This window comes from Streptomyces chiangmaiensis (assembly GCF_036281785.1).
GTDB lineage: Bacteria > Actinomycetota > Actinomycetes > Streptomycetales > Streptomycetaceae > Streptomyces > Streptomyces chiangmaiensis.
In genome coordinates, this window is sequence record NZ_JAYWVC010000002.1 from 1 (window position 1) to 16,145 (window position 16,145).

The window sequence follows — 16,145 nt, forward strand, 5'->3', positions numbered from 1 at the left end:
AAACTCTATCAGTCATTTTCTGTCTCTCTGACCACCGCCCCGCAGACATGCAGAACGGGACCCCGAGATAGGATCCGACAAGTTTGGGTGCTGCCGGGCAACGATGCTTGGCCGCATCGCCCGCCCCTAGGCAGGGATGCAACTCTACACGCGGTCCTGGAGCGGGCGCAAATCGTTTGGGCTGCGTGCCTAGGGCCCTCAACCCCTACGTCTCATGCGGAACGGGCACTTCATATGACATACGCTGCTCCCCAGTGCGCCGTCCGGGACAGGTAGCGACGGCCCGTTTGGATCTCCACCCCTGGGAGGCTTCCCATGACCACCGTGACGTCCCCTCTCGCCGGACGCGCGATCGGACTGGCCGCAGTGCCCGACCCCGTCTTCTCAGGAGCGATGGTCGGGCCCGGCACGGCGATCGATCCCGTGCGTGAGCCCATGGATGCCGTCTCTCCCGTCGACGGGGTCATTGTTTCGCTCCACGCGCACGCCTTCGTCGTGGTCGACGGAGAGGGTCACGGTGTGCTGACGCACCTGGGCATCGACACGGTCCAGCTCAATGGCGAAGGCTTCGAGCTGCTCGCCAACAAGGGCGACACCGTGACGCGTGGTCAGGCGGTCGTCCGCTGGAACCCCGCCGCCGTCGAAGAGGCCGGCAAGTCCCCGGTGTGCCCGGTGGTGGCTCTCGAGGCGACCGCCGATTCCCTCTCCGGTCTGCGTGAGGACGGCGATGTGAAGCAGGGTGACGAGCTCTTCGCCTGGCAGTGACACCCGCGCCGTATCGAACGGCGACGCCGTACCGGACGGCAGCACAGACAACCTTCGCGGTGGAGGGACCCGCCGCATGATTCGGAGACGGGTGAGATGAAGACAACGCTGCGAGGCGTCGGTGTGAGTCACGGCGTGGCGATCGGCGAGGTCCGCCATATGGGGACGGCGGTACTCGAACCCCCGGCCAAGCAGATTCCGCCGGAGGACGCCGAGCGCGAACAGGGGCGCGCACGTCAGGCCGTGGACGCCGTGGCAGCCGACCTGATCGCACGCGGCAATCTGGCGGGTGGAGAGGCCCAGGCGGTGCTGGAGGCCCAGGCCCTCATGGCCCAGGACCCCGAGCTGATGGGGGATGTGGAGCGTCGCGTCGCCGTCGGCAGCACCGCGGAGCGCGCCGTGTACGACGCGTTCGCCGCCTACCGCGAGCTGCTGGCGAACGCCGGTGAGTACCTGGCCGGTCGCGTCGCCGACCTCGACGACGTGCGGAACCGTATCGTCGCGCGTCTCCTCGGCGTACCGATGCCGGGTGTGCCTGACAGCGACGAGCCGTACGTCCTGGTGGCCCGTGACCTCGCCCCCGCCGACACGGCCCTGCTGGACCCGGCCCTGGTGCTGGGCTTCGTCACCGAGGAGGGTGGTCCGACCAGCCACAGCGCGATCCTGGCGCGGGCACTCGGAGTTCCTGCCGTCGTCGCACTTCCGGGTGCGGGTGAGCTTGCCGAGGGCACCGTGATCGCGGTCGACGGCAGCACCGGCGAGATCTTCGTCGACCCCAGCGACGAGCGGAAGGCGCAGCTCGAGGCCGCGGCCGCCGAGCGCAAGGCCGCCCTCGCCGCCGCGACCGGACCGGGTGTCACGGCCGACGGTCACAAGGTGCCGCTGCTGGCGAACGTCGGTGGTCCGGCGGACGTGCCGGCGGCAGTCGAGGCCGGTGCCGAGGGTGTCGGTCTGTTCCGCACGGAGTTCCTCTTCCTGGACGACAGCAAGACTGCGCCGTCCGAGGAGAAGCAGATCGCGGCCTACCGCCAGGTGCTCGAGGCCTTCCCCGAGGGCCGTGTCGTGGTGCGGGTGCTGGACGCCGGCGCCGACAAGCCGCTGGACTTCCTGACCCCGGCGGACGAGCCGAACCCGGCGCTGGGCGTGCGCGGCCTGCGGACCCTGCTCGAACACCCGGAGGTGCTCCGCACCCAGTTGACCGCGCTCGCGACGGCGGCGGAGGGTCTGCCGGTCTACCTCGAGGTCATGGCGCCCATGGTCGCCGACCGCTCCGACGCCAAGGCGTTCGCGGACGCGTGCCGTGAGGCCGGGCTGCATGCCAAGTTCGGTGCCATGGTGGAGATTCCCTCGGCGGCTCTGCGGGCTCGGTCGATCCTGCAGGAGGTCGAGTTCCTGTCGCTGGGCACCAACGACCTCGCGCAGTACACGTTCGCCGCCGACCGTCAGGTGGGTGCGGTGTCCCGTCTCCAGGACCCGTGGCAGCCCGCGCTGCTCGACCTGGTCGCGCTGGCCGCCGAGGCGGCGAAGGCCGAGGGCAAGAGCTGCGGTGTCTGCGGCGAGGCCGCGTCGGACCCGCTCCTCGCGTGTGTGCTGACAGGGCTCGGTGTCACCTCCCTCTCCATGGGTGCGGCGTCGATTCCCTACGTCCGCGCGACGCTGGCCAAGTACACGCTGGCGCAGTGCGAGCGCGCCGCCGCGGCCGCGCGTGCGACCGACACCGCGGACGACGCACGCAAGGCGGCTCAGGCGGTGCTGTCCGGCGAGTGATCCGGGAGGCGTCACTTCGATGGCGTGCGGCGAGGGGCGTTCCACCTGCGGGTGGGACGCCCCTCGCTCGTTCAGGCCCGTCTGTGCCGCTCAGTGGCTCCCGCACCCGCCGTGATCAGTGCCACGGCTCCTTCGTTCATGGGGTGTGGCCCGTCAATGGGTGTGTCCGGTCGGCCGGCCGTCGTCCCCGAGGTCGGGTGGGGAGCAGTAGTCGACTCCGGATTCCGGGGAGACGAGGTCACCGGACTCGATGTCGGTGCAGTAGGCGTCGAAGACCTCTCCCGCGGTGAGCGGCTCCAGGCGTTCACCGCGCAGGCGCCAGCCGTAGACGCGGTCCGTCGTGTCGGGTGCGGAAGCGCGCATGACGAGTCCGCCGGAGCTGTGGGTGGCGATGCCCAGAGCCAGGACGGTGGTGAATTCGAGGGCCTCGGTCTCGTCGATGTGGGCCGTGCCGTCGGGGTCCTCGTCGGCGTTGAGCACGGCGATGAGGGTTTCGGCCGGCGCCGAGACGCTGAGGACGAGATGGCGGTGGCCGCGGCTCGCGGTGTCGATGATGCGGGTGAGGAGCCGCGAGGCGTGCACGAAGGCGGCGTGTCCGATGTCCTCTCCGCAGGAGGCGCAGGTGCCGACGTCGGCGAGGACGGTGGTCGCGTACTGCCAGGTGGCCTGCCGTACGGCTTCGTCGACCAGGTTCGGGACCAGGTCGGCCAGCGGCTGCCCCTCGTACCGGACGGTCGGTCCCGTGGCGGCCAGTTCCGCCGTGAAGCGGGTGCGGCTGGCAGGGGCGTCCGGTTCCAGGCCGCTGTCGCTGCAGAACTCCGCGTACTCCTCCGGGTCGAAGAGGGCGACCCTCGTGTGGCCGCCCTGGTCGGCGAGGGTCCGGAGCAGGGCTTCGACCTGCTGGAGGTAGGTCGTGTGGTCGTCGAAGGTGAAGGTGCGGTAGCACCGCATCACGGTGAAGTCGTGTTCGTCGGTCAACAGGCCGATGGTGCCGGCGATTTCGCGGCGCAGGACGCTTCGCATGGTCTGGTCGGTGTGCGGCATTCTTCCCCCTACGTACAGTCGATCGATCCTCACTCACAGTAGTCGGCACCACTGACACCAACGCCCCGCGGCGGCTGCAAGGCCTTCGCGGGGCGTCCGGTCCGGTGTGCGGAGAGGTGTGTCAGGCGCGCTTGCGGGCCAGGTCCTCGTAGAAGTGCAGGAGATCCAGATTGTCGATGGAGCCCGGGTTGACGGCCTTCTCCAAGGGGGCGCCCTGGAGGAGGCGCTTGACGGGGACCTCGATGCGTTTGCCGGTGAGCGTGTGCGGGATGCCCGGGACCTCGATGATCTCGTCGGGGATGTGGCGGGGGGAGAGCTGTTCCCGGATGGTCTGCTTGATGCGGTTCATGAGGGCTTCGTCCAGGACGGCTCCGGGCGTCAGCTGGACGAAGAGGGGCATCCAGTAGCCGCCGTCGGGCTGTTCGATGCCGATGACAAGGGACTCCTTGATGTCGGGGAGGCGCTCTACGGCTTCGTAGATGTCGGCCGAGCCCATGCGGACGCCCTGCCGGTTCAGCGTGGAGTCCGAGCGGCCGTGGATGATCACGGAGCCGCGGGAGGTGACGGTGATCCAGTCGCCGTGCCGCCACACTCCCGGATACATGTCGAAGTAGCTGTCGTGGTAGCGGCTTCCGTCGGGGTCGTTCCAGAAGCGGATCGGCATGGAGGGCATCGGGTTGGTCACGACCAGCTCGCCGACCTCGCCGATGAGGGGTTTGCCGCTGGGGTCCCAGGACTGCAGGTCGGTGCCGAGGGCCGGCGCCTGGAGTTCGCCTATGTGGACGGGGAGGGTCGGGACGGCCCCGGCGAAACAGGAGCACACATCCGTGCCTCCGCTGACGGACGCGATCCACAGGTCGTCGCGCACCTCGTCGTGCAGCCAGCTGAATCCGTCCGGTGGCAGGGGCGAGCCGGTGGTGGCCACGCACTGCACGCGGGTGAGGTCGTAGTCGCGCCCCGGATGCACTCCCGCCTTGCGACAAGCCATGACGTAGGCGGCGGACGTGCCGAAGAGGGTGGCGCCGGTGCGTTCGGCGACACGCCACTGGGCACCGGTGTCGGGATACCCGGGGCTGCCGTCGTACAGCACGATCGTGGTGCCCGTGAGGAGGCCTGAGACGAGGAAGTTCCACATCATCCAGCCGGTGGACGTGTACCAGAAGAAGCGGTCCTCGGGGCCGAGGTCGCAGTGCAGGCCGAGCTGCTTGAGATGCTCGATCAGGATGCCGCCCTGGGACTGGACGATGGCCTTGGGCAGACCGGTCGTGCCCGAGGAGTACAGCACCCACAGCGGGTGGTCGAACGGAACCTGTTCGAAGACGGGCTCGGTGTCCGCGGAGGTCAGGGCCGACCACTCCAGGGCGCCTTCGGGGCCGTCCGTACCGAGGAGCGGGATGTGGACGACGGCCCGCAGGGAGGGCAGTTCCCGGCGCAGCTCGGCGACGATCTCGCGTCGGTCGTGCTCCTTGCCCCCGTACCGGTAGCCGTCGACCGTGAACAGTACGACGGGCTCGACCTGCTGGAAGCGGTCCAGGACGCTGCGGGCGCCGAAGTCGGGGGCGCAGGAGGTCCACACACCGCCGACCGCCGCCGTGGCGAGGAGGGCGACGAGGGCCTGGGGGATGTTGGGAACGTAGGCGCTGACGCGGTCGCCGGGGCGTACGCCGAGCGCGCGCAGTTCGGCGGCCAGGGATCCGACCTGCCGTCGCAGTTCGGCCCAGGTGACCGGCCGCGGTTCATGGGTCTCGTCGACGGCCAGCAGCGCGGGCTCGTCCGGACGCGCGGTCGACGCGCGCAGGGCGTGCTCGGCGTAGTTGAGGGTCGCCCCGGGGAACCATTCGGCACCCGGCATGGAGCGGTTGCCCAGCACATGCGTGTACGGCGTGGAGAACTGTACGTCGAACCACTCCGTGACGGCCTTCCAGAAGGTGTCCAGCTCGTCCACCGACCAGCGGTGAAGGGCCGCATAGCCGCCCTCGGCGGGCGCACCGTGGCGCTCGGCCGCCCAGGCCTGGAACCTGGTGATCTGCGCCCGGGCGATACGGTCGGCATCGGGCTGCCAGAGCGGCGAGGGGTTCGCTGAGGTCATGGGGCGGCTCCCGGACTGTGCGCGTCGTGTGCGTGGTCCGCGCACGGGCTGGGGTGTGCGCGATACGCGGCTGACACGGACGATGCCATGTGATCGACTTCTGCACCAGGGTGCGCCACACATAGTTGGCATCGTGAAGCTGTGCTCCCGGCACGGGTGAACGACAGTTGAACGGCACCCGTGTACGGGGACGTCAATGGCAGGGTGAGCAGCATGAACAGTCGTGACCTGGTGCGTTCGGTGCGGGCGGTCGGTTCGGGAGGCGCGGCCCAGGGCCTGCGCACGGTACGGGCCGCGTGGCGCAGGAGGCGTACCGACGCCATCGGGCTGCCGCGGCGCGGTACGGAGCGGGCGCGGGTGCCGGGCCCGGTGCAGGAGGTGAGCCCGGGGCCGGGCGGCGGTGTCGTGCGGTTCGCCCGGGCCGAACTGCGGATCACGGTCGCCGTGACCGGAGCGGTCTTCTGGGGTTGGGACGGTGCCGGGCCGGAGCCGTCGTACGCGCTCGCGGGCCGCAGCCCCGATCCGGATCCGCGAGCCGTGCTGGAGCCTGACAAGGACGGCGGCTGGCGGGTCGTGGCGGAGCGCGTCACGGTGGTCGTGTCGCGGCACGGGGCGATCGAGGTGCGGACCCCTGGCGGGGTGACGCTGCGCCGGGATCTGCCGCCCCGGTGGTGGGAGCCGGTGGACGGCGGCGCGGCTCGCTGGATGCAGCGGTCCGAAGTCGCGTCGGATGCCCGGTTCTTCGGGCTCGGCGGCCGGGCCACGGGACCCCGGTTGCGTGACGGGACGTACCGGCTGTGGAACACGGATCCGGGCCGGCCGTTCGGGCCCGGCGACGATCCCCTGTACATCACCATGCCGGTGCAGATGGTGGTGGCCGACGCGGCCACGCACCTGATGTTCCACGACACGTCGTGGGACGGCACGGTGACATTGCGCGAGGGCCAGGAGGGCGCGGGCTCCGGGCACGACCGGGCGGGCACCTGTGAGGTGCGGATGGACGGCGGGCCGCTGCGCTGCTGGGTGATGGTCGGCACCCCCGCGCGCGTGCTGCTCGTCTGGGCGTCGCTGACCGGGGCACCCGCTCTGCCTCCGGCATGGGCGCTGGGTCACCATCACGCACGGTGGGGCTTCGGCAGCGAGCAGGAGGTGCGGCGCATCGTCGCGGGCTATCAGGAGCGCGGCCTTCTGCTCGACGCCGTTCATCTGGACATCGACCATTACGACAACCACCGGGTGTTCACGGTCGACCGGGACCGCTTCCCCAAGCTGCCGTCGCTCGCCGAGGAGTTGCGCCGGGACGGGATCCGTCTGGTGTCGATCGTCGACCCTGCGGTCAAGGCCGAGCCGGGCAACGCCGTGTACGACAGCGGGAGTGCCGAGGACGCGTTCGTGCGGGACGCGTCGGGCCGGCTGGTCGAAGGCGTCGTATGGCCCGGGGAAGCCGTCTATCCCGATTTCACCGACGCGCGTGTGCGCCGGTGGTGGGGCGGTCTGTACGAGGAACGTCTCGGGCAGGGCTTCGCGGGATTCTGGCACGACATGAACGAACCGGTGTCGTTCACCGCCTTCGGGGAGAACACCCTGCCCCGCTCGGCCCGGCACTCGCTGGAGGGGCGCGGCGGTGACCACCGGGAGGGCCACAATGTGTACGCGCTGTGCATGGCCCGGGCCGCCTTCGAGGGGTTGCGTGCCATCGTCCCCCAGGAGAGGCCGTTCCTCTTCTCACGCTCGGGGTGGGCCGGAATGCAGCGCTACGGGGGGACCTGGTCGGGGGACGTGGCCACGGGCTGGGCCGGACTGCGTGCCTCGCTGGCCCTCGTGCTGGGGCTCGGGCTGTGTGGGATCCCGTACTCCGGGCCGGATGTGGGCGGCTTCGACGGGAGTCCGTCTCCCGAGCTCTACGTGCGCTGGTTCCAGCTCGCCTCGTACCTGCCGCTGTTCAGAACGCACGCGAGTCTGCGGGCCGGGCGCCGTGAACCCTGGGAGTTCGGCGACGACGTCCTGGAGCACGCGCGCGTGGCGCTCGCCGAGCGGCGGCGCCTGCTGCCGTATTTCGTCACGCTGGCGCATCTGGCGCGCCGTACGGGTGCGCCCTATGTACGTCCGTTGTGGTGGAGCAGCCCGATGAACAGGGAACTGAGGGACTGCGAGGACGCGTTTCTGCTCGGCGACAGCCTCCTGGTGGCGCCGGTGCTGGAGCCGGGCGTGGGCCGCCGGACCGTGCTGCTGCCACGGGGACGCTGGTACGACACGACGACCGAGGTGGCGTATCGAGGGCCGGGACACGTGGAGGTCGACGCCCCGCTGGGGCGGATTCCGGTATTTGCGCGCGCGGGTGCCGTACTGCCCGTGCAGGGCGAGGACGGTCGTCTCACGCTGGAGGTGTGGGCGCCGGCACGGGGCAGGTCCGGGGGCGGCCTGGTGGTGCCGGATGCGGGCGACGGTTGGACCGAACCCGAGATCGAGCGGTATGTCTCGCGGTGGAAGGGCCGGCGCGTGGTGATACGGCGCGACGGTGACGACGACGGCAGCGAGCCCACGCGCCCGGTGCGTCTACGGGGGCTGGGACACACGTGACAGGGCCGGTGTGCGGGCGGGCCGGCCCCACACGCCGTCCTGCCCGACACGGCAGGGCGGGACGCTCTGGTGTCGCCCCGCCCGTGGCTCACACGTAGCGGCCCTCGAACCATCCCTGTACCGCCAGCGTGTGCAGCGGGAAGGCGAGTTCGGCCGGGCGGCGCAGGAGCTGCCAGCCCTCCGTCTCGTCCGTGGCGGCGGTGGGCGGGAGATCGGCGGCCGGCCGCTCGGGGAGCAGACCGAACAGCAGAAGATGACCGTCGGGCGAGCTCATGGCGTCGACGAGCCGCACGTCGCGGGCCGCGGCCTCGATACCGGTCTCCTCCTGGAGCTCCCGGACGACGGCCTGCCGCCAGTCCTCGCGGTGTTCGATGAACCCTCCGGGGAGGGCGGTGCCGCCCCGCGCCGGAGGGATGGTTCGGGTGATGACGACCAGGGCGGTGCCCTTGGTGTCGTACACGGGCTGGAGGGCCACCGCCACCGGTAGCGGATTGCGGTAGGCCACCGTGCCGCAGATGGCGCAGGTGCGGGGCCAGTCGGAGACGCCATCTCCGAAGGACGCTCCACAGCTCGAGCAGTGCGAGCCCGGCACGGAGTCGACGGATGCGAACGAGGATTCGGACACGGGCGGACTGTATCCGATCACGGAGAGGGCGTCTTCCGGGGGCGGCTCAGTGGGAGGACGTGAGCGACTTCATGGACACCGGAAAGTCGAAGTAGGTGTCCGGGTAGGGCTCCGGCTTGTAGGTGTAATGCCACCACTCCTCGGCCAGGTTGACGAATCCGAGGCCCTCGAGGGTGCTCTTCAGCAGTTGCCGGTTGGCGCGCTGCTCGCCGACGATCCGGGGGTCGTCGGTGTGGGCGAGGGTGTCGAAGCAGTCGAAGCCCGTCCCCATGTCGACGGAGTTGTCAGGGAAGCGCTCGTCCTTGGGCGCGTGGCAGGACACGAGCGGTTCGCCGGGGACGTACGGGCGGGTCGGCCTCGCCGGAAGGCGCACGACGGTCAGATCCATGGTGGACCCGCGGCTGTGTCCGGACTTCTCAGCGATGTAACCGTCCGCGAACAGGCGGGTCTTGTCGACCTCCGGATAGAACTCGGCCTTCATCCTCTGGTCGCCGAGATCCTTCGCCCAGCGCACGAAGTGGTCCACGGCGCGCTGCGGCCGGTAGCAGTCGTACACCTTGAGCGTGTATCCCTTGCGCACCAGTTGCACCTGGGCCCTGTGCAGGGCTTCCGCGGCGGGGCGGGTCAGGATGCACAGGGGCTGCCGGTAGCCGTCGATGCGCTCGCCGACGAAGTTGTGCGGAGTGAAATAACGGATCTCCTGAAGGATCGTGGGGTCCACCGATCTCAGCGCCACGAAGTTCCCGGGCGCCTTGGGCTCCGGTGTGGCCCGGGCGGTGGCGGAGGCGGAGGTGACGGCCAGGACGGCGGCGAGTGCGGTGACGAGACCTCGTAGCGCGACGGAGAGACGTGTCATGCCCCTTCCAATATCAGTCACGGAGCCGACGGGGAAGCGGGGAAGGCGATGCGACCTCGTTCGGGGGACGAGGGGGGGGCCGTGCGTTCCGGCCGCACCCACCGATGCCCCGCCCCTGGTGTGACCGGCGGTTCTCCACGACACCTGTCGGTCCACGGGAGCCCGTGGCAGACTTCTGACGTTCCATCAGAAATGCGTCGGCCGTCGAGTGGATTCCTTGCCGGGAGGTCCCATGTCGCAGGTGCACACCCCCGTGGTGGCCGGATGGTTCGACGGCGAGGGGGACGACTTCCGTCTCGTCGGCACCCGCTGTTCCGCGTGCGGGTCGGTGTTCTTCCCGCGCGAGGACACCTGCTGCCGCAATCCGAAGTGCGAGGGCGGCGAGCTCGCCTCGGCGTCACTGTCCAGACGGGGACGCATCTGGTCGTACACGAACACCGGATACCGACCCCCGTCACCCTATGTGACGAATCCGGAACTTCCTTGGGAACCCTACGCGTTGGTCGCGGTGGAGTTGGAAACAGAGCGGATCGTCGTGCTCGGGCAGGCCGCTCCGGGGGTGACCGTCACCGACCTGGAGGTCGGCATGGAGGTCGAGATCGTCCCCGGTGTGCTGTACGAGGACGCGGAGACGACCTGGACGACCTGGCACTGGCGGCCGACGGGGGTGGCGGCGTGACGGACGATGTGGCGGTGCTCGGGGTGGGGATGCACCCCTGGGGCAAATGGGGGCACGGGTTCGTCGCGTACGGGACGGCTGCGGCGCGTGCGGCACTCGCCGATGCGGGGATCGCCTGGAACGACGTCGCTTCGATCGTGGGCGCGGGCACGGTCCGGGGCGGGTATCCCGGGTACGTGGCGGGGGCCACGTTCGCCAAGGCGCTCGGCTGGCAGGGAGCACGGGTCGCGAGCGTGTACGCGGCATGCGCGTCAGGCGCCCAGGCAGTCGGGACGGCCAGGGCGCAGATCCTCTCCGGGCTGGCGGACGTGGTGCTCGTGGTCGGGGCGGACTCGGCCCCCAAGGGGTTCCTCCGTCCCGCGGGCGGTGACCGACCGGACGATCCGGACTGGCTGCGGTTCCTGATCCTCGGGGCGACGAATCCGGCGTACTTCGGGCTGTACGCGCGCCGCCGGATGGCCGTCCACGGCGACACGGTCGACGACTTCGCCCAGGTCAAGGTCAAGAACGCGGCTCTGGGAGCGCTGAACCCGAACGCCCGCTACCGTCGGCGGGTCACCGCGGAGGAGGTCTCAGCCTCGCCGGTGGTCGCCGATCCCCTGCGGCTGCTCGACATCTGTGCGACGTCGGACGGCGGAGCCGCGCTCGTGCTGTCGAGCATGGGGTTCGCACGGCGGCACGGGGTGACGGAGCCGGTGCGGATACGAGCGGTGTCCACGGTGACTCCGCGCTACCCCAACACCGTGCTGGACCTGCCCGACATCGCCACGGACTCGGCGGTGGCCGTGGAGCCGGGTGGCGAGACGTTCCGCGCGTCGATCGCGCGCACCGCCTACGAGGAGGCGGGGATCGGTCCCGAGGACCTCTCTCTCGCCGAGGTCTACGACCTGTCCACCGCACTGGAGTTGCAGTGGTACGAGGATCTGGCGTTGTGCGGGGAGGGTGAGGCGGCGAAGCTGCTGCGGGAAGGGGCCACGGCGCTCGGCGGGCGCATACCCGTCAATGCCAGTGGCGGGCTGGCCTCCTTCGGCGAAGCCGTTCCGGCACAGGCGATCGCCCAACTGTGCGAGCTGACCTGGCAGTTACGTGGCGACGCGGCTGGAAGGCAGGTTGCGGGCGCGCAAGTCGGGATCACGGCGAACCAGGGGCTGTTCGGGCACGGATCCGCGGTCGTCGTGGTGCGGTGAGCGGGCCGGCCCCTCGCCGGAGCGGCCGGGGCCGTGCCCGGAGAGCCGGCCGTCGTGCGACTGACGTTCGCTCCACTGGACACAGGTCGTTCACACGCTCCGTGATCACCTGGGAATGCTGTGTGAACAGGTCATGAATTGGGCCTGGGAAGGCGCTGTGGGCGTCATCATGCTCCCGTGCCTTCCTGGACGGATGCTCTCCGCTTCGCCTTCCAGCCGGTGGTCAATCTGACGACCGGAGGCGTCGCGGCGCTCGAGATCCTGGCACGCCCGGAGACCGGCGATGTCCTCGCACAGGCCCGCCGGGACCCCGAACTCGACGGGAACCTGGCCGCCTTGGCGGTCACCGCGGCCGCGCGGCGGGAAACGCTGCTCCCCCTGCACGTCAACGTTTTCGCCGCAACCCTCGCCGACCTCGGCGGTCTCGCCGCCTTGCGGGAAGCGGTGCGCAAGACGGGCCGCATGCCCTGGGAGGTGACGGTCGACATCGGGCCGCCGTACACGCATGTGCCGCACCGGGCACTGCTGGAGGCCGTCGCCGTGCTGCGCGGCGAGGGCTTCGGGGTCAGCGCGGACGGCGTAGGCGACGGCGACGTACCCCTGCGTCTGCTCACCGACATGGAACCGGACCTGGTGAAGCTCGACGCGTCCCTGCTGACGCGGTCGGCCGCGATGCGGGCCATGCGGACGCTGAGCGAGCAGCTGGGCGCACTGCTGTCGGTCGAAGGCGTGGAGACCGAGCTGCAGTGCGCGGCCGTCCGGGCGGCGGGCGCACAACTGGCGCAGGGCGACCTGTTCGCGCCGCCGTCCCGGCTCCCCGCCGCGGACGTATACGTTCCGGCGCTTCCCTCGTCCCCGACGGCACCGCCCCGCACCGGCCCGTCGGTGCGGCAGTTCATACGGCCGGCCGCGCTGCTGGCCGCCACGGCGTCGGCCGGACAGGTACGAGCGCTGCTCAACGGTTCACCCGACGTGTCCGGTGTGGTGCTGGTGGACCCGGCCGGAATCCCCGTCCGCTCGGTCCACCGTTCGCGCTTCCTGCTGTCGATGTCGGGACGCTACGGGCACGCGCTGTACGCCGATCGGCCGGCCGCGAAGCTGGGCGATCCACCGCGCACGGTCGGCATCGACGCGACGGCCTGGGAGGTGCTCGACGTGGTGGCCGACGGTGGGCGCGACCGCACCTCGGACGACGTGACGGTGGTCGACCGGGTCGGGCGGTGCGTGGGCGTCGTACGACTCGCCGAGCTCGTGCGGGCGCTGGCCGAGAACCGGGTGGAAGAGGCGGCCGGGCTCAATCCGCTGACGCGTCTGCCCGGTTCGGACGCGATCACGGGCGAGGTGGACCGGCGGATCGCGGACGGACGGATGTTCGCGCTGAGCTGGCTGGACGTGGACCACTTCAAGCAGGTCAACGACGGGGCCGGCTTCGCCGCGGGCGACGAACTGATCCGCGCGGTGGGCCGGGCGCTACAGGGCGCCGCATCCGGAGGCACCCGCGTGGGGCACATCGGCGGGGACGACTTCCTGGTCCTGGCCGACCCGGAAGGACTCGATCCGCTCGCCACGTCGGTGCTGGACGCCCCCTGGTCGGCCGGTGGCCGCATCATCACGCTGTCGTTGGCCACGGTTCTGTGTGCTCCCGGCAGCGTGACCGACCACCGTCAGGCGGCCGCGTGCCTGGCGCCGCTGAAGCAGGCCGCAAAGGCCCTGAGCGGGGCGAGTTGGGTCCTCGGCCGGGCCGGGCTTCCCGGCCACGAGGTCCGACGCGGCTCGGCGGCGGCCCCTGCCGAGGCCGGCGGTCCGGCGTGGGCCTGAGTCCCATCCCGGCTCCGCTGTGACCGCCGCACGCCATCGAAACCCCCGGCACAGCCGTCCCGCCGAAGGCCGGGGCCTGGCTCAACCGTTGTCGTCCCCGACCTTGACGCTCTCCGAGCGCCGGTGAAAACTTCCGGGTGTCAGTCGGCATCGTCGCATTCGGGCGTATTCAAGCCGTGCGCCCCTGAGGCCCACGCCAGTTCGACGGGTCGTCTCCCGACGGGCGATTCCGCTGCACAGGCACGCTCGTCGCGGACGCCGGGCGGGGCGCGGCACCCCCCTGCCTTCGGCTGAAGTCGCCAAGGGAAACGCACCCTGCACGGAGGACGGACACGGGGCCGCACCGCCCCGGGCGAGGGCCTAGGAGCCGCCATGACCCATGGAAGCATCTTCGTCGGCGAGTTGATCGGAACGGCCATCCTCATCCTGTTCGGCGCGGGTGTGTGCGCCGCCGTCACCCTGAACCACTCCAAGGCCAAGGGCGCGGGCTGGGTCGTCATCTCCTTCGGCTGGGGTTTCGGCGTCCTCGCGGGCGCCTACACGGCCGCCCCGAAGTCCGGCGCACACCTCAACCCGGCGGTGACCCTCGGTCTCGCCATGGCCGACATGACCGGGTGGGGGGACGTCCCGTACTACCTGCTGGGCCAGTTGGCGGGGGCGATCCCCGGTGCCGTGCTGACCTGGCTGGTCTACTTCGCGCAGTTCCAGGCCAACGCCGACCAGGACAACGCGCTGCCCACGCTGGGGATCTTCTCCACGGCCCCGGAGATCCGCAATCCGGTCGCCAACCTGATCACCGAGATCATCGCCACCGTCGGGCTCGTGCTGCCCATCCTGTTCTTCGGAAAGAACCTCGGCACCGGCATCGGCCTGATCCCCGGCACGACGGCGTACGGCTCGGGCATCGGAATCCTGCTCGTCGCCCTGCTCGTCGTCGGTATCGGCCTCTCCCTCGGCGGGCCCACCGGGTACGCGATCAACCCGGCCCGCGACCTCGGCCCACGCATCACCCACGCCCTGCTGCCGATTCCCAACAAGGGGACCTCGGACTGGGGTTACGCATGGATACCGGTGGTGGGCCCGCTGATCGGCGGGGCGCTGTCGGCCCTTGTGTACAAAGCAGCCTTCTGACCCTTTGACGAAGGGGACGTCATGACGGACAACGCCCAGAAGTACGTGGCCGCGATCGACCAGGGCACCACGTCCAGCCGCTGCATCATCTTCGACCACGGCGGGGCGATCGTCGCGGTCGACCAGCGCGAACACCGGCAGATCTTCCCCAAGCCCGGCTGGGTGGAGCACGATGCCACGGAGATCTGGTCCAAGGTGCAGGCGGTGGTCGCCGGCGCGCTCGCCAAGGCAGGCCTGCGCGCCGACCGGCTCAGCGCACTCGGCATCACCAACCAGCGCGAGACGACGGTCCTGTGGGACCGCGCCACGGGCAAGCCCGTGCACAACGCGATCGTCTGGCAGGACACCCGGACGGCCGCCCTGTGCAACGAACTCGGGGGCTCCGACGGGCAGGATCGTTTCCGCGAGCAGACCGGACTCCCCCTCGCGAGCTACTTCTCCGGACCCAAGGCGGCCTGGCTGCTCGACAACGTGCCCGGGCTCAGGGCCCGCGCCGAGCACGGCGAGATCGCCTTCGGCACCATCGACTCCTGGCTGATCTGGAACCTCACGGGAGGCACAGAGGGCGGACAGCACGTCACCGACGTCACCAACGCCGGACGCACGATGCTGATGAACCTGGAGACACTCCAGTGGGACCCGTCGATCCTGTCCGCCATGAACGTTCCCGAGGCGGTGCTCCCGGAGATCAAGTCGTCCTCCGAGGTCTACGGGACCGCTGTCGGACAGCTCGCGGGAGTTCCCGTCGCATCGGCGCTGGGCGATCAGCAGGCCGCCGTCTTCGGGCAGGCCTGTTACGACGTGGGCACGGCGAAGAACACCTACGGCACGGGCAGCTTCCTGTTGCTCAACACCGGCAACCGTCCGGTGCCGTCCAAGAACGGGCTGCTGACGACGATGGGCTACAAGATCGGCGCCGAGGCACCCGTGTACTGCCTGGAGGGCTCGATCGCGATCACGGGCGCGCTGGTGCAGTGGTTCCGCGACCAGCTCGGCATCATCCGTGGCGCGGACGAGATCGAGACCCTGGCGGCGAGTGTCGAGGACAACGGCGGCGCCTACATCGTGCCCGCGTTCTCCGGCCTGTTCGCACCGTACTGGCGCTCCGACGCGCGCGGCGTCATCACCGGTCTGACCCGCTACGTCACCAAAGCGCACCTCGCACGCGCGGTGCTGGAGGCGACGAGCTGGCAGACGCGCGAGGTCGTGGACGCCATGTACCAGGACTCCGGGGTGCAGATCACCACCCTCAAGGTCGACGGTGGCATGACGAAGAACAACCTGCTGATGCAGCACCAGGCGGACGTGCTCGGTGTGCCAGTGATCCGTCCGCAGGTCTCCGAGACGACCTGCCTGGGCGCCGCCTACGCCGCCGGCCTCGCCACCGGGGTGTGGAACGACCTCGACGAGCTCAAGTCGCACTGGAAGAAGGACTCCGAGTGGACGCCCGCCATGGCGCCCTCGCTACGCGACCGCGAGTACCGCAACTGGCGCAAGGGCGTGGAGCGGAGCTTCGGCTGGCAGGAGGACGGGGCCTGACGCCACCGCCACGCGCGCGCATCGCGCGCGGCTGCGGCTCGTACCCCGGTCGGCGGGGGTGCGAG

At 70.5% G+C, this 16,145-nt stretch carries 12 protein-coding genes; 8 read left to right on the forward strand and 4 right to left on the reverse strand.

Annotated features, from left to right (window positions below):
* The first annotated feature begins 315 nt into the window (after nucleotides 1-315).
* Nucleotides 316-765: a PTS sugar transporter subunit IIA gene (locus VXC91_RS00845; protein WP_329504332.1), complete on the forward strand. Its 450-nt coding sequence runs from the start codon at nucleotides 316-318 to the stop codon at nucleotides 763-765.
* 96 nt (nucleotides 766-861) lie between these two features.
* Nucleotides 862-2,532: a phosphoenolpyruvate--protein phosphotransferase gene (gene ptsP, locus VXC91_RS00850; RefSeq protein ID WP_329504334.1), complete on the forward strand. Its 1,671-nt coding sequence runs from the start codon at nucleotides 862-864 to the stop codon at nucleotides 2,530-2,532.
* A 153-nt stretch (nucleotides 2,533-2,685) separates the two neighbouring features.
* Here the strand turns inward: ptsP and VXC91_RS00855 are convergent, their stop codons facing one another.
* A complete protein-coding gene (locus VXC91_RS00855; RefSeq protein ID WP_329504335.1) occupies nucleotides 2,686-3,576 on the reverse strand; it encodes a hypothetical protein in 891 nt (296 codons plus the stop codon).
* A 121-nt stretch (nucleotides 3,577-3,697) separates the two neighbouring features.
* Entirely contained in the window at nucleotides 3,698-5,665 is a 1,968-nt protein-coding gene (locus VXC91_RS00860; protein ID WP_329504337.1) for an acetoacetate--CoA ligase, read from the reverse strand.
* A 213-nt stretch (nucleotides 5,666-5,878) separates the two neighbouring features.
* On the opposite strand from VXC91_RS00860, the gene VXC91_RS00865 reads away from it, so the two are divergent.
* Nucleotides 5,879-8,245: a glycoside hydrolase family 31 protein gene (locus VXC91_RS00865; RefSeq protein ID WP_329504338.1), complete on the forward strand. Its 2,367-nt coding sequence runs from the start codon at nucleotides 5,879-5,881 to the stop codon at nucleotides 8,243-8,245.
* 88 nt (nucleotides 8,246-8,333) lie between these two features.
* Here VXC91_RS00865 and VXC91_RS00870 read toward each other — a convergent pair whose 3' ends face one another.
* Both VXC91_RS00870 and VXC91_RS00875 read right to left on the reverse strand, forming a co-directional pair.
* Nucleotides 8,334-8,870: an NUDIX domain-containing protein gene (locus VXC91_RS00870; protein ID WP_329504339.1), complete on the reverse strand. Its 537-nt coding sequence runs from the start codon at nucleotides 8,868-8,870 to the stop codon at nucleotides 8,334-8,336.
* A 46-nt stretch (nucleotides 8,871-8,916) separates the two neighbouring features.
* Nucleotides 8,917-9,726, reverse strand: a complete 810-nt coding sequence (locus VXC91_RS00875) for a M15 family metallopeptidase (RefSeq protein ID WP_329504340.1) — start codon at nucleotides 9,724-9,726, stop codon at nucleotides 8,917-8,919.
* A 253-nt stretch (nucleotides 9,727-9,979) separates the two neighbouring features.
* On the opposite strand from VXC91_RS00875, the gene VXC91_RS00880 reads away from it, so the two are divergent.
* From VXC91_RS00880 to glpK, 5 genes are all read left to right on the forward strand, one after another.
* Nucleotides 9,980-10,405 (forward strand): Zn-ribbon domain-containing OB-fold protein, encoded by a 426-nt coding sequence (locus tag VXC91_RS00880; RefSeq protein WP_329504512.1) that lies wholly within the window; start codon nucleotides 9,980-9,982, stop codon nucleotides 10,403-10,405.
* The gene (locus tag VXC91_RS00885) at nucleotides 10,402-11,592 is read left to right on the forward strand and encodes a lipid-transfer protein (protein WP_329504341.1); all 1,191 of its coding nucleotides are present in this window, start codon (nucleotides 10,402-10,404) and stop codon (nucleotides 11,590-11,592) included. The genes VXC91_RS00880 and VXC91_RS00885 overlap by 4 nt, the downstream gene beginning before the upstream one ends.
* 177 nt (nucleotides 11,593-11,769) lie before the next feature.
* Entirely contained in the window at nucleotides 11,770-13,410 is a 1,641-nt protein-coding gene (locus VXC91_RS00890; RefSeq protein ID WP_329504342.1) for a GGDEF domain-containing protein, read from the forward strand.
* A gap of 372 nt (nucleotides 13,411-13,782) precedes the next feature.
* Complete coding sequence (locus VXC91_RS00895) at nucleotides 13,783-14,541, forward strand: MIP/aquaporin family protein (protein ID WP_329504343.1); 759 nt, start codon at nucleotides 13,783-13,785, stop codon at nucleotides 14,539-14,541.
* 21 nt (nucleotides 14,542-14,562) lie between these two features.
* Nucleotides 14,563-16,080 (forward strand): glycerol kinase GlpK, encoded by a 1,518-nt coding sequence (glpK, locus tag VXC91_RS00900; RefSeq protein WP_329504344.1) that lies wholly within the window; start codon nucleotides 14,563-14,565, stop codon nucleotides 16,078-16,080.
* The last annotated feature ends 65 nt before the right edge of the window (nucleotides 16,081-16,145 follow it).